The following is a 16,017-nucleotide window of genomic DNA, read 5'->3' on the forward strand; positions in this document are numbered from 1 at the left end:
AAAAGATAAATTTGTGTTAATTTTTACGTTTTAAAACTCCCTTTGGGATAAAATACCATGTTTAAATACATTCTGATAATATTTCTTTTAATAGCTTTTGTGCCAGCTATCCGTACTTTTTTGTTTAATATTTTGGTAGGAAATCAAATAGCAAAACAGCAAAAACGCTACAATGACTTCATGGAAAAAGAGCGTGGAAAAGAAGGTGAGATAAAAGTTAAAACCACTAAAACAAGTAATAAAAATACTGGATTTGATAGTGGTCAATATGTTGATTATGAGGAAGTTAAATGATTTTTTGAGCGATAACTTATGTTAAAAAAATATTTAATTCCAGCCTATCATTCAAGTCAAGTAAGTATCGCAATTTTAGTTTTACGACTTGGTTTAGCCTTCTTGATGATACCACACGGCTTTGATAAACTCCAAGAGTTTTTAGCAGGAAATCATGATTTCCCTGACCCGTTACACGTTTCACCAATCATTTCACACGGATTAACCATTTTTGCAGAATTATTCTGCTCAATTTTGCTACTTTTAGGCTTGTTTACTCGACCAGCTTTGATTATTCTGATTGGCTGCACGACAATTATCGCTTTCTCAATTCATGGTCAAGACCCTTTAAGTGACAAAGAACACGCACTTTTGTATCTGTTTGCATATATTGCCATTTTTCTAACTGGAGCGGGCAGATATTCGGTTGATGCTCGTCTTTTTAGATAAACATTTATGCTAAAAATAGCCTTCAATCAAATCTATAAACATCCACTTCCCGAAGGTCATCGTTTTCCGATGCTGAAATATGAGTTAATTCCTGAACAATTATTGTACGAAGGAACTTGTACTCCTGACAATTTTTTTTCGCCAGGTATTGTTGAAGAACATTGGGCGTTAGGGGTACATGAACACCAGTATTTCCACGATTTATTAAAGCTCAGTATTGACCCAAAAATGGAACGCCGCATTGGTTTTCCAATCTCAGAAATGCTCGTGAAGCGTGAACTGATTATTACTCAAGGAACAATTGATTGTAGTATTTTTGCTTTAGAATATGGCATTTCAATGAATATTGCAGGAGGAACCCACCACGCTTATGCCGATAAAGGTGAAGGTTTCTGTTTATTGAATGATGTGGCGGTTGCTTCATATTATTTGCTTGAAAATCAGCTAGTTAATAAGATTTTAGTGGTTGATTTAGATGTTCATCAAGGTAATGGGACAGCCGTTATTTTTAAGGATGAACGGCGAGTTTTTACTTTTTCGATGCACGGAAAGGAAAATTATCCATTGAAAAAAGAAGCCTCAGATTTAGATATTGAACTTCCAACCAATTGTGGTGATGAGTATTATTTGAGTTTACTTTATGAAAATTTACCTCGATTAATTGAACGAGAAAAACCGCAATTTATCTTTTATATTTCAGGCGTTGATATTCTTGCTTCGGATAAATTAGGTAAACTAAATATTTCAATGGAAGCTTGCCGTCGTCGTGATGAATTTGTTTTTGAACAGGCTATTAAATATAAAATTTCAGTAGTAGTTGTAATGGGAGGGGGCTATTCTCCCCGCATCGCTGACATCGTTGAAGCCCATTGTAATACTTTTCGTTTGGCAGAAAAAATGTACTTTTAATTAAAAAAACATGATTAATTTATCAAAATATATTGACCATACACTTCTAAAACCGACTGCAACTGAAATGGATTTTAGAAAACTATGCGAAGAAATTTATCAAAATAGTTTCTATTCTGCTTGTGTACCGCCTTATTATGTCGCTTTTGTTAAAGAGTTATTGGCTTATAGCGATGCAAAAGTTTGTACAGTTATTGGTTTCCCTTTGGGATTCCAAACAGCAGAAGTGAAAATGGCAGAATGCCAAAATGCCCTAAAAGATGGAGCAGATGAGTTAGATGTTGTCATGAATATAAGTGCTTTTAAATCAATGGCTTATGAAACTGTTAAGAATGAAATAAGCAATTTGGTAAATCTGGCACACAATCAAAATGCTTTGTTGAAAGTCATTATTGAAACGGCTTATTTAGATATTTTTGATATTCGCATTGCTTGCGAAATATGTGTAGAAGCTGGTATAGATTTTGTGAAAACTTCTACTGGTTTTGCTACAAAAGGTGCAGATTTGGAACAAGTAAAATTGATGCGAGAAATTTTGCCAAACAATATTCAAATCAAAGCATCGGGAGGAATTCAGACTTACGAGCAAGCAATTTCATTGATTGAAGCTGGAGCAACACGAATTGGAACTTCCTCAGGCGTGTCAATTGTAAGTGGGGGAGTTGGATACAGTGCTTATTAGTGTTCAATAAAAAAGGTTTTATGAAATTATTCATAAAACCTTTTTTTACCAAATTAAATTTAAAAATCAAGCTGCTTCTAATTTTTCAAGAATCAACGCTTCAATATATTCCCTAATTGAATCAATTTTGATTTGAGTGACAACATCTTGGGCAAATGCCAAAAGTTGTAAGCGAATCGCTTCTTTTTTCGGAATTCCTCGTGATTGCATATAAAATATTGCTTCGTCGTTGAGTTGACCTGTTGTTGTTCCATGAGAACATTTTACGTCATCTGCCCAAATTTCCAATTGCGGTTTTGTATTCATAGTAGCTTCGTCAGACGTAACTACATTTCTACAATTTTGATAAGCATTTGTTTTTTGAGCATCTTCTCTTACGAAAATTTTGCCATTGAAAACACCAGTGGATTTATCCATCAAGATACCTTTATAGAGCTCGTTGCTTTCGCAATTTGGTTTTTGATGGTCAACTAAAGTATGATTATCAATGTGTTGTTTGCCATTTGGTACGTATAAACCATACAAATGGCTTTCTATATGTTCGCCATCTAAAACTACATTGAGGTTGTTTCTAACAAACCCACCATTCAAAGTGGCGGTTGCTGCATAAAAGTAGCTACGCCCCTTTTGATAAACTTGTGTTGTTCCGATATGGTATGATTTATCACTCTCATTTTGTACTTTATAATAATCAACCATTGCCGATTCTCCAACGATGATTTCAGTAACAGTATTTACAAAAGCTGCTTCATCGCCAACGGTACGATACGCTTCAGCAATTTTTACTTGAGAGTTTTTACCAACAATAATCAGGTTTCGAGGCTGTGAACCCACATTTGCCACACGAGCATCTGAAATAAAACGAATTATAATTGGCTCTTCAACTACTTTATTATCAGCTACTTGTACAACTACACCATCATTTGAAAGGGCGGTGTTGAGAGCTGTGAAAGCATCTGTTTGGTAGTTAGCATATTTTCCGAAATAACCTTCAATAAGCTCTGGTTGTTGTGCAAGAGCTTCAGAAAAAGGAATTACTTTAAGTTTATCTTCAGGAGTGGAAATTTCTGAAATCTCAGCATTATAAACTCCATTGATAAAATACAAAACATTGCCATTGAGGTGTGGTAATGGAATTTGTTCGAGGTCAGATTTATTAAAATCGGTTTTTGTATGAAAATCGAATGTTTGTTTAATTAAATTACTCACATTCGAGTACTTCCATTCTTCGTGGCGAATGGTTGGAAAACCCAATTTATCGAAGTTTTTCATGGCTTCACTACGCACTTGATGAATGGGCATAGTGCTTTTTCCATTCAAAATTGCCTGTGATAACTGAAAATCAGCTATTAAATGTGCTTTTAAACTATCTTTATTTTCTATGGAATTCATTACTCAAAATTATCTATAATCTTTTTTTGAAAAGTTTATTGGCTATTTCGGAACTTCCGCAATGGCTTCTAACTCTATTTTGTACCCAAAATGTAATTCATTGACTGGTATTATTGAACGTGCTGGTCGGTGTTCACCAAAAAAAGCAGCATAAAGTTCATTGACAATGCCCCAATATTCTCCGCTTGAAATGTAAACGGTTGTTTTTACAACATGATTAGCGTCTAAACCTATTTCTTGTAAAATCTGCGTTAAATTATCAAAAACTACTGCCAATTGTTGTTCAATACTTGATTCAATCGGTAGTTTTTCTGATGATTTGATTTTTATTGGTAAAATCCCAGAAGTAAACAAAAATCCATTACTAACAATTGCTTGCGAGTAATGCCCAACAGGTTTTGGACTATCAGAAACTTGGATTTTATTCATATCACAACAGCATTAAAAAACTTAGGCTACTTCTAAAGCATCCACTTCATTTTTAATCCAATCGTAGCCTTTTTCTTCCAGTTCAAGAGCCAATTCTTTTGTGCCAGATTTTACGATACGACCTTTATAAAGTACGTGAACAAAGTCTGGAACGATGTAATCTAATAAACGCTGATAGTGAGTTACGACGATGAAAGAACGATTTTCGTTACGCAATTGGTTTACACCTTCAGCCACAATGCGAAGAGCATCAATATCAAGGCCAGAGTCAGTTTCGTCTAATATTCCTAAACTTGGCTCAAGCATTGCCATTTGAAAAATTTCATTGCGTTTTTTTTCTCCACCCGAAAAACCTTCATTGAGAGAGCGTTTCAGAAGAGCATCATCAATTTTTACTAATTTTGCTTTTTCTCTCATTCTTTTCAAAAATTGAGCGGCATCAAGTGGTTCTTGACCGTGGTATTTTCTGATTTCATTGAGAGCAGTTTTTAAGAAGTTAATGGTAGTTACTCCTGGAATTTCAACTGGGTATTGAAATGCTAAGAAAATTCCTTCAGCAGCACGTTTTTCAGGAGCTAAATCAAGTAAATCTTTACCATTGAATGTAACAGAACCATCGGTAACTTCGTAGTCTTCACGACCAGCCAAGACCGATGCTAAGGTGCTTTTTCCAGAACCATTTGGACCCATAATTGCGTGAACTTCACCTGGTTTTATCTCTAAATTGATTCCACGTAATATTTCTTTTTCCTCTATTCTGGCGTGTAAATTACTGATAGTAAGCATTTTATTCTTTTGCGTGTTATAAACTGTTTAGCGACTCACGAAAGGGTTTTCGTGTTGTAATTAATTTACAAAGATACAATCAAAATAGCCAAGATGCTATTCTTTATCTATAATAACTCTAAATAATGATTAGTTGTTCCGCGTTTGTAAGAAAAACTGTATTTTTTTTGTACTTTTCTAAGAAACTACTTCATAAACCTTAACTGCAAGTGCCTTATTTTTGAGATTTATCTCGCCAACTTCTTGACAAGTAAATGATTCTTTAACAATCATGTAGGCTTCTTCGCTCAGTAGAATTTGGCTTGGTTTGGCCGCAGATTGAAGTCTTTGGGCTGTATTTACAACATCCCCGATAACGGTATAATCTAGTCGTCTGAGTGAAGCCGAACCAATATTTCCAGAAATGACTTCTCCTGTATTAATTCCGATAGAAACTTTTGGTAAATATGTAATATGACTTGGTAAACTTTCTTCGATTGAATCTATTTTTGTTCTTACTGCTAAGGCAGCTTCAATGGCACGGTCGAGATGATATTCACCTTTAAAAACAGCCATTACTGCATCGCCCATAAATTTATCAATGTGTCCGCCTTGCTCCATAATTTCTTTGACCATTGCATCAAAATATTTGTTAATTAAGTTGACAACAGTGTCAGGAGCTTCTTTTTCGGAAATAGACGTAAAGCCACAAATATCAATAAAAACAATGGTTGCTTCAATCGTTTCGTTAGCTGTAAGCGATGATTCAAATTCATGGCTGCCCATAAACTTTAGAACGTTTTCATCGACATACATTTTCAAAATATTATTTTCTTTGATTGCCTGCAAAGTTTCTCGAATCTGAATCACGTGCCTGAGCGTTTTCTCGACTGTCAATTCTAAATCCTCAAAATTGATTGGTTTGCACAGAAAATCAAATGCCCCACGATTCATTGCCAAACGAATATTATCCATATCACCATACGCAGAAACTATCACTGATTTGAGCAAAGGATTTTGTTCAGAAAGTTTAGTTAGTAGCGTCAATCCATCCATTTCTGGCATGTTGATGTCGCTCAAAACCATATCAATATCAGGGCTATTGTGCAGCAAACGTAGGGCTTCAGCTCCGTTTTGAGCGAAGCAAAATTCGTAAGTTTTTTCTCGTATTTGTCGGCGGAATTTTTGTTTGATGAGGATTTCTAAATCAGCCTCATCATCAACAACCATTATTTTGGCGTTCATAAAGAGCTTTTGAGTTTTTGTTTGAGTTCAGTAAAATCTAACGGTTTTGTCAAGAAATCATTTGCTCCTAAATTCATGGCTTGGTCATGACTTTCCACGTCGCCATAAGCTGTTATCATCATAATAGTTGGAGGTGAAGAAGGAGATTTTGAACGAATTTGTTTCAAAAGTTCGATACCACTCATACCTGGCATATTGATGTCTGATAAAATCAAAATCGCTTCTAAATTCTGACCTTTAAGGTATTCAAGTGCTTCTTCCCCCGAACCGCTAAATGCAAAATCAAATTCACCCGCTTTTATTTCTCTACGGAAGCGTTGTTCAAATAAGGTTCTTACATCTTCTTCATCATCTACAACTAATATTTTCATTGGAAATATTTTTGGGGTTACTAATTTTTAAACATTTATCAAATCATTTTCAAATATAAGGTAATTTAATTACAATTTTTTATACCTTAAGTTTGGTCCAGTCTTAATTAATGTGGCATTTGTTGTTAATCAGAAATTAGGTTCGCCAAATGGTGGACAACTTAGTTTTGGTTCATTCTGACTATCCATTCCATCAAAAGTTGAGAAAATACTTGTTGACAAAGTATTTGTTTCTGAATTGACTCCACGAAAAATCAAATGAAAACAATTGTAGTCATTAGGCGAAACCGCTTTCATAAAACCATACGTTATTCTTAATTTATCACAACCCTGATTTTCCAAAATAATTAAATCGTCTAGTACTTTTTCTAGTCGCATATATGTGCCAAAAATAATGAGATGATTGTCATAAAGTGGCTTAAATGTTTCTTTGAAATGGCTTCTCATTTTATTGAGTTGGGCTTTGGTTTCAATATTATTATCCAAAGAAGCATTTTTACCAGAAAAAACATGAGGAGAAACCCTGAGTGGTTTATCTTGAAGATTTGCAGTGGCCGAATGGTCAAGTCTTACACCCCACATCGAAAGGTCAAAGTTATGTTTATTGCCAATTGTTTCAAGGCCATAAAAAACACCTAAATGCGTCAGTTTTCTTCCGCCACTTTCTTGATTAATAAATTGGGAAATATTGTTTTTTGCCTCTGAAATAGGCAAAATAATGGTTTTAAAAGTAGTATTTGTTCTTGTTGCTTCAGTTGCCAACATCTTTTCTACATTGGTAAGCTTATCCTGCGTGATTGGAAAAATTCCGTCTTTTTCTCGGAGGCTTTCTCGTAGATTAGCAATATTTAAACTCGATTGGGCAAGAGAAGTATAAGAAATAACTAAAAAAACTAAAACAGTCTGTATGATTCTGATTTTAAAATTAGGCATTTCCTTTTATGAGATTTAAAGGTTTATAAGCAATGAAATAAAGTTTTTACAAAACGACTATATTGTGATAATAAACGTAGTTCCTTGACCCTCAGTGCTTTCCACTTCAATTGTTCCACCATGCCCTTTCGTAATTATATCATAAGCCAAACTTAGACCTAAACCTGTTCCCTCTCCAGCGGGTTTAGTGGTAAAAAAAGGTTGAAATATTTTTGCTTTAATGGCCGAAGACATGCCTGTGCCATTGTCGGTAATTCGGATTTCGACCTTTGGTGAGGGATTTGTCAAATAACGCGTACTTACGGTTACTTTTGGTTTAAAATTTTCTTGATTTTTGAGCGAAGCCGACGCATAAAACGCATTATTAAATAAATTCAATAAGACACGGCCAATTTCTTGCGGAATGACTTCGATTTTTGGTAAATTTTCATCGAAATCAGTCTTAAAATCGGCGTTAAAAGTTTTATCTTTTGCTCTTAAACCGTGAAAACTCAATCGGATGTATTCATCGGCGAGTGCATTTATATCAGTCAATTCTTTTTCTCCAGCACTCGTGCGTGAATGTTGTAACATTCCTTTTACAATACTACTTGCTCGCTTACCATGATGATTGATTTTTTCTTGATTTTGGGTCAAATCACCAATAATTTCATCTATATATACTTTATCTTTTTCAGGAATTTCGAGTTTTTCGATTTCTTCTTTCAATTCTTTTGCAATGTCAATGCTTAATTCTGAGAAATTATTCACAAAATTTAATGGATTCTGAATTTCATGGGCAATTCCAGCGGTGAGTTCGCCTAAACTAGCGAGTTTTTCAGATTGAATTAATTGCACTTGCGTAGTTTTTAGGTCGTGAAGTGCTTTTTCTGCTTTATCTCTTTGCGTATCAATTTCTTCCTTTTGAATATGCAATAAATGATTTGCACGATGCTTGTTTTTATTGTTTCGATAAAGGAAAAATACCACAATCAAAACCATAATGAGTAGCACCAAAAGTGCGTAAATTTTTATTTCACTTTCCAACGCTTTTTGATGCACTTCAACTTTACGTTGCACTTGTGACTCTCTTTCTTGTTCTTCATAAGCCAAACGCTCAATTTGTCGCACCTGTTCTTGACTAAAAAGGCTATCTTTATCTGCTGTTGTAATTTTATAGTAATGCAATGATTCTTTCAAATCATTCTTTTTTTCATAAATTTCAGAAAGCAGTTGAGCCGAAAAGATAGCTGTTTGAAGATGGTTATTTTGGTGTGAATGAATTAAAGCTTTTTTTGCGTAAAAGATGGAAGAATCTGTTTGATTAGTAGCTTTAAAAATAGATGCTAGGCCATAAAATACTCGACCTTCATTAAATGCTGCTTTTAAAGAAAGACTTTTTCGAAAATAAAATAATGCCGAATCCTTTTGTTTTAATTCCCAAAATGAGCTGCCAATGTAATAAGTAATCGTTGGTAATTGAAATGTCAAATTGTTTTTGAGCGAATATTTATAAGCATTTTTGAAAAAATAAAGTGCTGAATCATTTTTTTTCATGTCTTTATACACAAAACCCGAAGTCAGATTCAATGGCATTTCACTAGCTGAAATATGCAATGAATCTTGAATTTTCTTAGCTTTTGATAAATATTCTAAGGCAGTTTTGAATTGTTTTCGATTCGTATAAAGTAAAGCAAATTTTAAGTTGATAGTTGTTAATTCTTTTGGCATATTATTTTTTTCACTCAAAAACTTCGCTTCAGTAAGTTTAAAAAGTGCTTCAGAATAATCAGAAGTGCCAAGCATAATTTGAGCTGATGAAATGGCAGAAAGAATTTTTCCTTTGTCGTACCGTAGTTTACTAGCGAGTATCCACGCATCACGGCCATAGCGAAGTGCCAAAATTGGATTAATATTTGTATAAAATCCAGTCAATTTTTCCAAAATCAAAACTTTGGTCGTATCATTTGCTTGCTTGCTCAAAACTCGCTTTAAGCTATCGCCAACGGTTGGGTTTGACGGTTGAGCAAAAGCTATTTTTGTTGCCAATGATATGAAAAATATGTACAAAAATCTTTGCATATTTTATGTTATTTAAGGGGAAGTTTTATTGTGAAAGTAGTGCTTTCGCCTTCAATACTTTCGACTTCGATTGTGCCACCGTGGCCTTTGGTTATAATATCATAGCTCATAGAAAGTCCCAAACCTGTTCCTTGACCCGTCGGTTTTGTGGTAAAAAATGGCTGGAAAATTTTTAATTTCACATTTTCAGGCATTCCACTACCGTTGTCTTGAATCTTAATAATGAGTTCATTATCAATTTTTTCTGTAATAATTATAACCGTAGGTTTGTAGTTCTGAATATTTAATTTAATTTTTTGTTGCACAGCATAAAACGCATTATTGATTATATTAAGCAATACTCTTCCAAAATCTTGAGGAATCACTTCTACTTTTGGTAAATTTGTATCTAAATTTGTTTTGAAATCTGCATTGAAAGTTTTGTCTTTTGCACGAAGGCCGTGATAGGACAATCTTAAATATTCATCAACCAAAGCATTTATATCAATTAATTCTTTTTGCCCTGAACTTGTGCGAGAATGTTGTAACATCCCTTTTACAATGCTTGCTGCACGTTGTCCATGATGCGTAATTTTTTGTTGATTCTGACTTAAATCTGTTAAAATTTCAATGATATAATTTTTGTCGAAATTGTCTTTTTCGAGTTCTTCTGTAATTTCTTGACAAAGTTCAACCGAAACCTCCGAAAAGTTATTGACAAAATTCAAAGGATTCTGAATCTCATGGGCAATTCCTGCGGTGAGTTCGCCCAAAGAAGCCATTTTTTCAGACTGAATTAACTGTGTTTGAGTAGTTTTTAATTCTACAAGAGCTTCTTCTAAAGATTCTTTTTGTTTGGTAAGTTCGGCAGTACGTTCGGCAACTTGGTATTCGAGTTCTTGTTTTTTTGCTTCCAGTAAACGTCTTTCTTCTTCTTCTTTTTGTTTTTCAAGGCGTTCTCTTTTTCCTTGTCTTTGGGCGTAGAAACTAAAACCAATTACCCAAAAAATGGCAAAACTTCGTATTGGGTCAAAAAAATACAAGTTGTTTTTGTGAAAATTTGGTGTGAGAAGGTGAAAAAAATCGTAAATAAATAATACAGCTGCTAAGGGAATAAATGCTATTTCCATCATTCTACGAGCTACGGGTAATTCTTTTGCTAAGAAAAGTATATAAAGCACCACAATCGTGATGAGTTCGTAGAAATAATCTTTGAAAAATGAAAAATTTAGTAATTCTCCCAGTAATAATACCATGAATGTCCATAGCCAAGAAAATTTCAATACACGAAATACTTTCGGATGTCGAGTTTGTATTTCTAAATAACGCCCTAGAAACTGCATCAAAAAATGAGCGATAACCACTGAGGGCATTATATCGGTGTAATCTATATTCATCATAATCTTTAGCTTGGTTTTATAAGCATGATTTTTAACTCAATCCACGTATTTTATCATTTTGAGAGCGAATTCTTTGGCACAAAATTCTCAATACACTTCGAAGCAATTCGTTGCGTTCTTCCATCAAATCAAAGAAATCTTCTTGGTCAATTCTGAAAAGCAGCACATCATTTTTTGCAATAGCTGACGCTGAACGAGGTTCTGCGTCCAAAAGGGCCAATTCGCCAAAAACATCTCCTTTCATAAATGTAGCTAACAGTGTTTCATGGTCATATATATCGATTTCTCCTGCATAAATAATGTACATACAATTGCCAATTTCGCCTTTTTTGAAAATAATCTTTTCTTCATTGAAAGAAATTTCTTTCATAATTGGAACAATCGAAGTCAATACATTTTCGGGCGTTTCGGCAAAAAGTTGTGTATTTTTCAATACAATTACTCGTTCGAGTTCGGAGATTGACGCTATTTCGTGCGAGTGACTCATATCAGTTTTGTTAAAATATTTTTCAAATTCAGGTTGTTGTTTAAAGAAGGCATTAGTTAAAATTGCTTGATGAGCTGCTTCTTTTAATATTTTTTTAGGATGATTGAGGTAGCTTTCAAAAAGTTTGATTTCATGTAAAGAAAATTTACTTTTGGCAGGTTTCCATGCTTGTATAGCTTGTGCAATTGTCCAACAGCCAAAAGCGGTTTCTCCTTTTTCTAAAATCAAATGTACGATTGGTTTTACTTTTACGTCTTTACCTAAATATGCTTTAAAAATGACTGCTTTTTCCTCATTTTGAGTTTCGTCAAGCAATGCATGAAGACATTTATAAATATCTCTAGGAATACTATTATCTAAAATTTCGAGGGCATTAGCTCTTTTTTCTCTTGATGAATGTTCCACACCCAACATAGCATCATGCACAATATCTTTGTCATAAATGAGCATAAGGAGGTAGAAAATTCTATCAGAAGATTGTCCTAATTCGTACTGTAAATTGTCATTGGGAAGCTTCCCAAAACCATTCAATAATTGAAATGATTGCTCTAATTCTGCTTGTAAAAGAGTTAAAAAATAGTCATTATGACTATCAATTTCAGCATAGTTTCCGAGTGCTTTTAGAGCGGATGTTTTTATTTCTAGTGGTTTATTGTGCATAAATGCTAGCAATAAATCATAACTTTCCTCTGATTTGTATTTTTCGCAAAACGTTACTATTTTTTGCAAAATATATATATTTTTATTGTCTTTGAGTTTGACTATTTCGTCTAAACTTTTATCACCCAAATTGATTAATTGATGCAAAGCTTTTTTTGCATGATGATGATTCGACAAAAGTGACGTAAGCTCATTTATCAATAGGGATGTTCCTAAAACTCCTGCCGCCTTAATGCCATTTTCTATTAGATTTTCATCTTTTAAACACGATTGAACAAATAATTCATGTTCTTTTAGTTGCAATGTTTTAATTACATTCAGTGCTGCAATTTTTTCTTCTGGTTTACTTTTCGAATCACAAAGTGCTAATAATCGTTCTTTTGCTTGACTATTTTGTGCTGTCAAACTACCAATTAAAACGCCTTCTGTTAAAGCAATATCATCGGAATAAAGTAATTCTTGCAATCTACCATTATCAAAAATGTTGGCAGCACTTAGTATTTGAATACCTAACTTTCGACAAACATCATTTTGTTCTTGAAAAACATTGTCTAATAAAATCGTTAAAATATTTTTGGCAGGTTTATTTCGCTCAAATTCCAAAAGGATTCTTAATCGCACTTTATCAGACGAGTTTTGCAAGAGTTGTGGCAAATATTTTTCGAGTTTTTTGTGGTCATATTTTGTAATCCAATCAATCGCACTAATTACTTCTTCGGGTTTTTCGCTGCTAATATTTTTCAAAATCACTTGAAAAGCCTCTTTTTGCATCACCAATTCATCGCTTTTCAAGAACCTTTTACTTAAAGCACTTTTTAGTTCAATAATATAATGTTTAAACGCACGACTTAAAAAATAAAAAGCAACAAATGCCGAAAACACCGTTAAGCCAAACTCAACCCAAGTGAAAGAAAAATCGAAATAGTATTCAGCAAGGAGCAAAAGCCCAGCAATTCCCATACCTAATGGTTCGTAGAAACCTTTGGCGAGTGTATGTCCTTTGAGACGTTGGTGCGTTGAAAGCGGTTGAAACATGACCAAAAAAACAGGGTCAAAAAGTGTTCGACGCATGACTTCAAAAAGTAAATAGGCGGCACTAAAATCCATCAAAAGTGAAGCCTCGTCATTTCTGAATGAAGATAAAATTACTAAAACGGCCGAAATGATAACCGTACCAATTGGCAAGAAAAGCAAGGCGTTTCGTAAACCAAATCGGTCAATTGCTCTACTAGAAAGTACCAGTTTTACAATGGTTGAAATAGAATAAGTGATGGCTAAAAGATAACCAACAAACGCAATAACATCATGTTGGCTATGAAATTTATATTTAACGTTTACAAAAAAATTATACTCAATCCAAGTGGCCGAAATTGCCACCGCCACCAAACCAATACACATTTCAAATACTAATCGACTACCACCGAAAAGCTTGGTAATGTACTGAGCTTCGGTTTTTTTTCTGACTCTTTCGGCAGTCATTTCTGGCATTTCGGTAAGTTCAAATGTGCGTTTTTGTGTAAAAAACGCTAATAAAAACGTTACAAATGCAACCGAAATTAATATTGCCAATACTGAAGTAGAATGAATCAAGACTGTCAGAATAGCACCAATTGCTTTCGCTGGAACATCCCCTGAGCCAATTACACTAAAAATCCGCTTGCTTTGACGCACATCAAAAACTACTGCCGAAACACCCCAAAATTCAAGATTCACCAATAAATAAATAATACGAAAGCCAACCATTATTCCGATAGCGGTAAATATTGTATGACTCAAAAAAACCACAATTACCATTATTATTGACATCAACAAAACCGCTAAAAGTACTCGGCTACTGAGTTTTTGTAATAAATAATGATGTTCGTAATATTCGTAAATTTTACCAACGCCCATCATTGCTATTGTTGATAGAATGTAGGCAATTGGCAATGAAAATTCGGGATGATTTTCGAGCAAAATAATATTAGCCGAAACGTATATTAATACCGTTCCGATGCTAATGAAAAAATTATGAAGAAAAAATAAAATTAGCTGCGATTGTGCTTTATTTCGAGTAAACAAATTGGCCATTGTGGGTCTTAAATGTGAACGCCGCAATTTAGGAATTTTGATTGAAAATCTTTTGAAATAAGCCTAATCATTTGTAATATTGCAAAGTAGTATGACGATTTTACAGAAAAATATCGAAAAAAATAGCCATTGGCTTGTAGAAAATTGTAGCATCAATTCTACTGGCTTATATCGTCATTTCCGAAAACCGCACCGAATTTCTGTTTTCTTCTTTCAATTGCTCGCCTTCATGGCAAACTTTGGGTTTTACTAATTTTTATTGTGTTTAGCATTTATCCGTTGGCATTTTGCTATCGGAGCCGTTTCCTATATATTTCAAGGAAAAAATTAAACTTTACATTAATATTCTTCAAAACATCAAACTAATAGCAAAGCTAGTAGTTAACGCAATTATCACATGAGCAATAATATATTTGTATCTTCTGAAGTAGGCACTTTACGTCGTCTCATTATTCATAGTCCTGACAGTGGTTTGGGCAAAGTTGTTCCGTCAAAAGCACAAGATTGGCTTTTTGAAGACATCGTTCATCTTGAAACCATGCGACGAGATGAATATGATTATTATGTAAAAATTCTGCTTTATTTCCTTGATAGCGTTAAAGTTAAGGGAAAACTCAAACGCATTGATTCCGATAAATCAAGGGATTTTTACAAACCTTGCAATAAAAAATATTTTAATTCTGAGAAAGTCATCGAATTTGAGAAATTACTTTCAGATATTTTAAAAATCTCAGCCGTTCGTACCCAATTGATTGCTGCCGTTTGTGCAGTGGAAGAATGTTCGTTTCAATTCCAAAATGAAATGGCTCAAATGCCCATCATCGACTTAGCAAAAGTATTGATAACAGGTATTTTGCCAAATAATAAAATGCTTTTTCCGCCAATTCCGAACCTGATTTTTACACGAGATATTGGTATTATGGTAAATGAACATTTATTGCTCAATAAACCAGCAAAATATGCTCGTACAAGAGAATCACTTTTGGCAAAATATGTTTTCTTTAATCATCCAATGTTCAAAGATTTACAAGGCAAAATCATAGAAATTACAGAAGACGAAAATCATTTTTTATTACCAGAAGAAGAGCAAGAAGGAAGGCTAAACACACTCGAAGGCGGTGATGTGATGATGGTTGCCCCGAATCATTTGCTGATTGGTGTCAGTGAACGAACGTCAGTTGAGGCCGCTCGTCAAGCCATTGATTTACTTTTTGAAAGAAATGTTGTTCAGAAAGTTACGATAGTGAAAATTCCACAAAAACGAGACTATATGCACATCGACACTGTCTTTACGCAAATAAAACGCAATGTGTGGGTATTGCTTGGGTCTTTAGGCAGAATCAAAGAAGAAGCCGAAAAACAATCGATTTGGGAAGAATTGGGTCAGCAACCAAGCTATGAAACACTTACTATCAAACAATTTATCAATAAAGATGGTGGCGTGAAAGTAAAAGATTTTGCCAATTTGGAAGACTTACTTTCGTCAATTACAAAAGATGATTTGGATTGCTATGACGAAGTAAAATTTGTATATTCGGGCAATAATGAGTTTCCTTATGGTGCAAGAGAGCAGTGGACTGATTCGTGTAATTTGCTTGTTGTAAAAGAAGGCGTTGCCATTGGTTATGACCGTAACGACAAAACTGCCGAGGCTTTTCGTGATGCAGGTTTTCAGACAATTCGAGCAGCAGATTTACTTGAAAAATTTGAAAATAATGAACTTCCACCCGAAACTTTGACAAATACAATTATTATGTTGCCATCCGCAGAGCTTTCAAGGGCAAGAGGTGGCTCACATTGTATGAGTATGCCAATTTTTAGAGAAATGCTTTAATTTCGAGTAAATATTAATTTCTAACCTAAGAAATGTGCATTTATTGTTCTTATATTCTAACATTCAAAATTAGATTT

The 16,017-nt window shown here is 34.1% G+C and carries 15 protein-coding genes; 6 read left to right on the top strand and 9 right to left on the bottom strand.

Going from position 1 to position 16,017, the window contains the following annotated elements; genetic code table 11:
- The first annotated feature begins 57 nt into the window (after positions 1-57).
- The 4 genes from MJQ71_RS04255 to deoC are packed head-to-tail and all read left to right on the top strand — an operon-like array spanning position 58 to position 2,314.
- Positions 58-294, top strand: a complete 237-nt coding sequence (locus MJQ71_RS04255; RefSeq protein WP_238804780.1) for a DUF4834 family protein — start codon at positions 58-60, stop codon at positions 292-294.
- Between the two features lie 18 nt (positions 295-312).
- Entirely contained in the window at positions 313-723 is a 411-nt protein-coding gene (locus tag MJQ71_RS04260; protein ID WP_238804782.1) for a DoxX family protein, read from the top strand.
- Positions 724-729: 6 nt separating this feature from the next.
- Positions 730-1,632 (top strand): histone deacetylase family protein, encoded by a 903-nt coding sequence (locus tag MJQ71_RS04265; RefSeq protein WP_238804784.1) that lies wholly within the window; start codon positions 730-732, stop codon positions 1,630-1,632.
- A gap of 10 nt (positions 1,633-1,642) precedes the next feature.
- Complete coding sequence (deoC, locus tag MJQ71_RS04270) at positions 1,643-2,314, top strand: deoxyribose-phosphate aldolase (RefSeq protein WP_238804786.1); 672 nt, start codon at positions 1,643-1,645, stop codon at positions 2,312-2,314.
- Between the two features lie 66 nt (positions 2,315-2,380).
- Here the strand turns inward: deoC and sufD are convergent, their stop codons facing one another.
- From sufD to MJQ71_RS04315, 9 genes are all read right to left on the bottom strand, one after another.
- Positions 2,381-3,706 carry a Fe-S cluster assembly protein SufD gene (gene sufD, locus MJQ71_RS04275; RefSeq protein ID WP_238804788.1) on the bottom strand — a complete coding sequence of 442 codons (1,326 nt, stop codon included), beginning with the start codon at positions 3,704-3,706 and terminating at the stop codon, positions 2,381-2,383.
- A 42-nt stretch (positions 3,707-3,748) separates the two neighbouring features.
- Complete coding sequence (locus MJQ71_RS04280; protein ID WP_238804790.1) at positions 3,749-4,135, bottom strand: RidA family protein; 387 nt, start codon at positions 4,133-4,135, stop codon at positions 3,749-3,751.
- A gap of 21 nt (positions 4,136-4,156) precedes the next feature.
- On the bottom strand, positions 4,157-4,921 hold the full coding sequence (sufC, locus tag MJQ71_RS04285) for a Fe-S cluster assembly ATPase SufC (RefSeq protein ID WP_238804792.1): 765 nt from the start codon (positions 4,919-4,921) through the stop codon (positions 4,157-4,159).
- A 177-nt stretch (positions 4,922-5,098) separates the two neighbouring features.
- Positions 5,099-6,145, bottom strand: a complete 1,047-nt coding sequence (locus MJQ71_RS04290; protein ID WP_238804795.1) for an adenylate/guanylate cyclase domain-containing protein — start codon at positions 6,143-6,145, stop codon at positions 5,099-5,101.
- Positions 6,142-6,516, bottom strand: a complete 375-nt coding sequence (locus MJQ71_RS04295) for a response regulator (protein WP_238804797.1) — start codon at positions 6,514-6,516, stop codon at positions 6,142-6,144. The genes MJQ71_RS04290 and MJQ71_RS04295 overlap by 4 nt, the downstream gene beginning before the upstream one ends.
- A gap of 129 nt (positions 6,517-6,645) precedes the next feature.
- The gene (locus MJQ71_RS04300) at positions 6,646-7,449 is read right to left on the bottom strand and encodes a hypothetical protein (RefSeq protein ID WP_238804799.1); all 804 of its coding nucleotides are present in this window, start codon (positions 7,447-7,449) and stop codon (positions 6,646-6,648) included.
- Between the two features lie 57 nt (positions 7,450-7,506).
- Positions 7,507-9,477, bottom strand: coding sequence for a tetratricopeptide repeat-containing sensor histidine kinase (locus tag MJQ71_RS04305; RefSeq protein WP_238804801.1), 1,971 nt, complete (start codon positions 9,475-9,477; stop codon positions 7,507-7,509).
- 41 nt (positions 9,478-9,518) lie between these two features.
- Positions 9,519-10,889 carry a sensor histidine kinase gene (locus MJQ71_RS04310; RefSeq protein ID WP_310587515.1) on the bottom strand — a complete coding sequence of 457 codons (1,371 nt, stop codon included), beginning with the start codon at positions 10,887-10,889 and terminating at the stop codon, positions 9,519-9,521.
- A 31-nt stretch (positions 10,890-10,920) separates the two neighbouring features.
- Positions 10,921-14,106 carry a cyclic nucleotide-binding domain-containing protein gene (locus MJQ71_RS04315; protein WP_238804803.1) on the bottom strand — a complete coding sequence of 1,062 codons (3,186 nt, stop codon included), beginning with the start codon at positions 14,104-14,106 and terminating at the stop codon, positions 10,921-10,923.
- A gap of 91 nt (positions 14,107-14,197) precedes the next feature.
- Here MJQ71_RS04315 and MJQ71_RS04320 point away from each other — a divergent pair, with 91 nt between their 5' ends.
- Complete coding sequence (locus MJQ71_RS04320; RefSeq protein WP_238804805.1) at positions 14,198-14,359, top strand: hypothetical protein; 162 nt, start codon at positions 14,198-14,200, stop codon at positions 14,357-14,359.
- Between the two features lie 144 nt (positions 14,360-14,503).
- On the top strand, positions 14,504-15,940 hold the full coding sequence (locus MJQ71_RS04325; protein ID WP_238804807.1) for an arginine deiminase family protein: 1,437 nt from the start codon (positions 14,504-14,506) through the stop codon (positions 15,938-15,940).
- The last annotated feature ends 77 nt before the right edge of the window (positions 15,941-16,017 follow it).

The organism is Emticicia aquatica, from assembly GCF_923079645.1.
In the GTDB taxonomy this organism is placed as follows: Bacteria; Bacteroidota; Bacteroidia; order Cytophagales; family Spirosomataceae; genus Emticicia; species Emticicia aquatica.

Bases quoted from the DNA above. Each gene is read 5' to 3' on its own strand.
- MJQ71_RS04255 (WP_238804780.1), top strand. From the start codon at position 58: ATGTTTAAATACATTCTGATAATATTTCTTTTAATAGCTTTTGTGCCA.
- MJQ71_RS04260 (WP_238804782.1), top strand. From the start codon at position 313: ATGTTAAAAAAATATTTAATTCCAGCCTATCATTCAAGTCAAGTAAGT.
- MJQ71_RS04265 (WP_238804784.1), top strand. From the start codon at position 730: ATGCTAAAAATAGCCTTCAATCAAATCTATAAACATCCACTTCCCGAA.
- deoC (WP_238804786.1), top strand. From the start codon at position 1,643: ATGATTAATTTATCAAAATATATTGACCATACACTTCTAAAACCGACT.
- sufD (WP_238804788.1), bottom strand. From the start codon at position 3,706: ATGAATTCCATAGAAAATAAAGATAGTTTAAAAGCACATTTAATAGCT.
- MJQ71_RS04280 (WP_238804790.1), bottom strand. From the start codon at position 4,135: ATGAATAAAATCCAAGTTTCTGATAGTCCAAAACCTGTTGGGCATTAC.
- sufC (WP_238804792.1), bottom strand. From the start codon at position 4,921: ATGCTTACTATCAGTAATTTACACGCCAGAATAGAGGAAAAAGAAATA.
- MJQ71_RS04290 (WP_238804795.1), bottom strand. From the start codon at position 6,145: ATGAACGCCAAAATAATGGTTGTTGATGATGAGGCTGATTTAGAAATC.
- MJQ71_RS04295 (WP_238804797.1), bottom strand. From the start codon at position 6,516: ATGAAAATATTAGTTGTAGATGATGAAGAAGATGTAAGAACCTTATTT.
- MJQ71_RS04300 (WP_238804799.1), bottom strand. From the start codon at position 7,449: ATGCCTAATTTTAAAATCAGAATCATACAGACTGTTTTAGTTTTTTTA.
- MJQ71_RS04310 (WP_310587515.1), bottom strand. From the start codon at position 10,889: ATGATGAATATAGATTACACCGATATAATGCCCTCAGTGGTTATCGCT.
- MJQ71_RS04315 (WP_238804803.1), bottom strand. From the start codon at position 14,106: ATGGCCAATTTGTTTACTCGAAATAAAGCACAATCGCAGCTAATTTTA.
- MJQ71_RS04320 (WP_238804805.1), top strand. From the start codon at position 14,198: ATGACGATTTTACAGAAAAATATCGAAAAAAATAGCCATTGGCTTGTA.
- MJQ71_RS04325 (WP_238804807.1), top strand. From the start codon at position 14,504: ATGAGCAATAATATATTTGTATCTTCTGAAGTAGGCACTTTACGTCGT.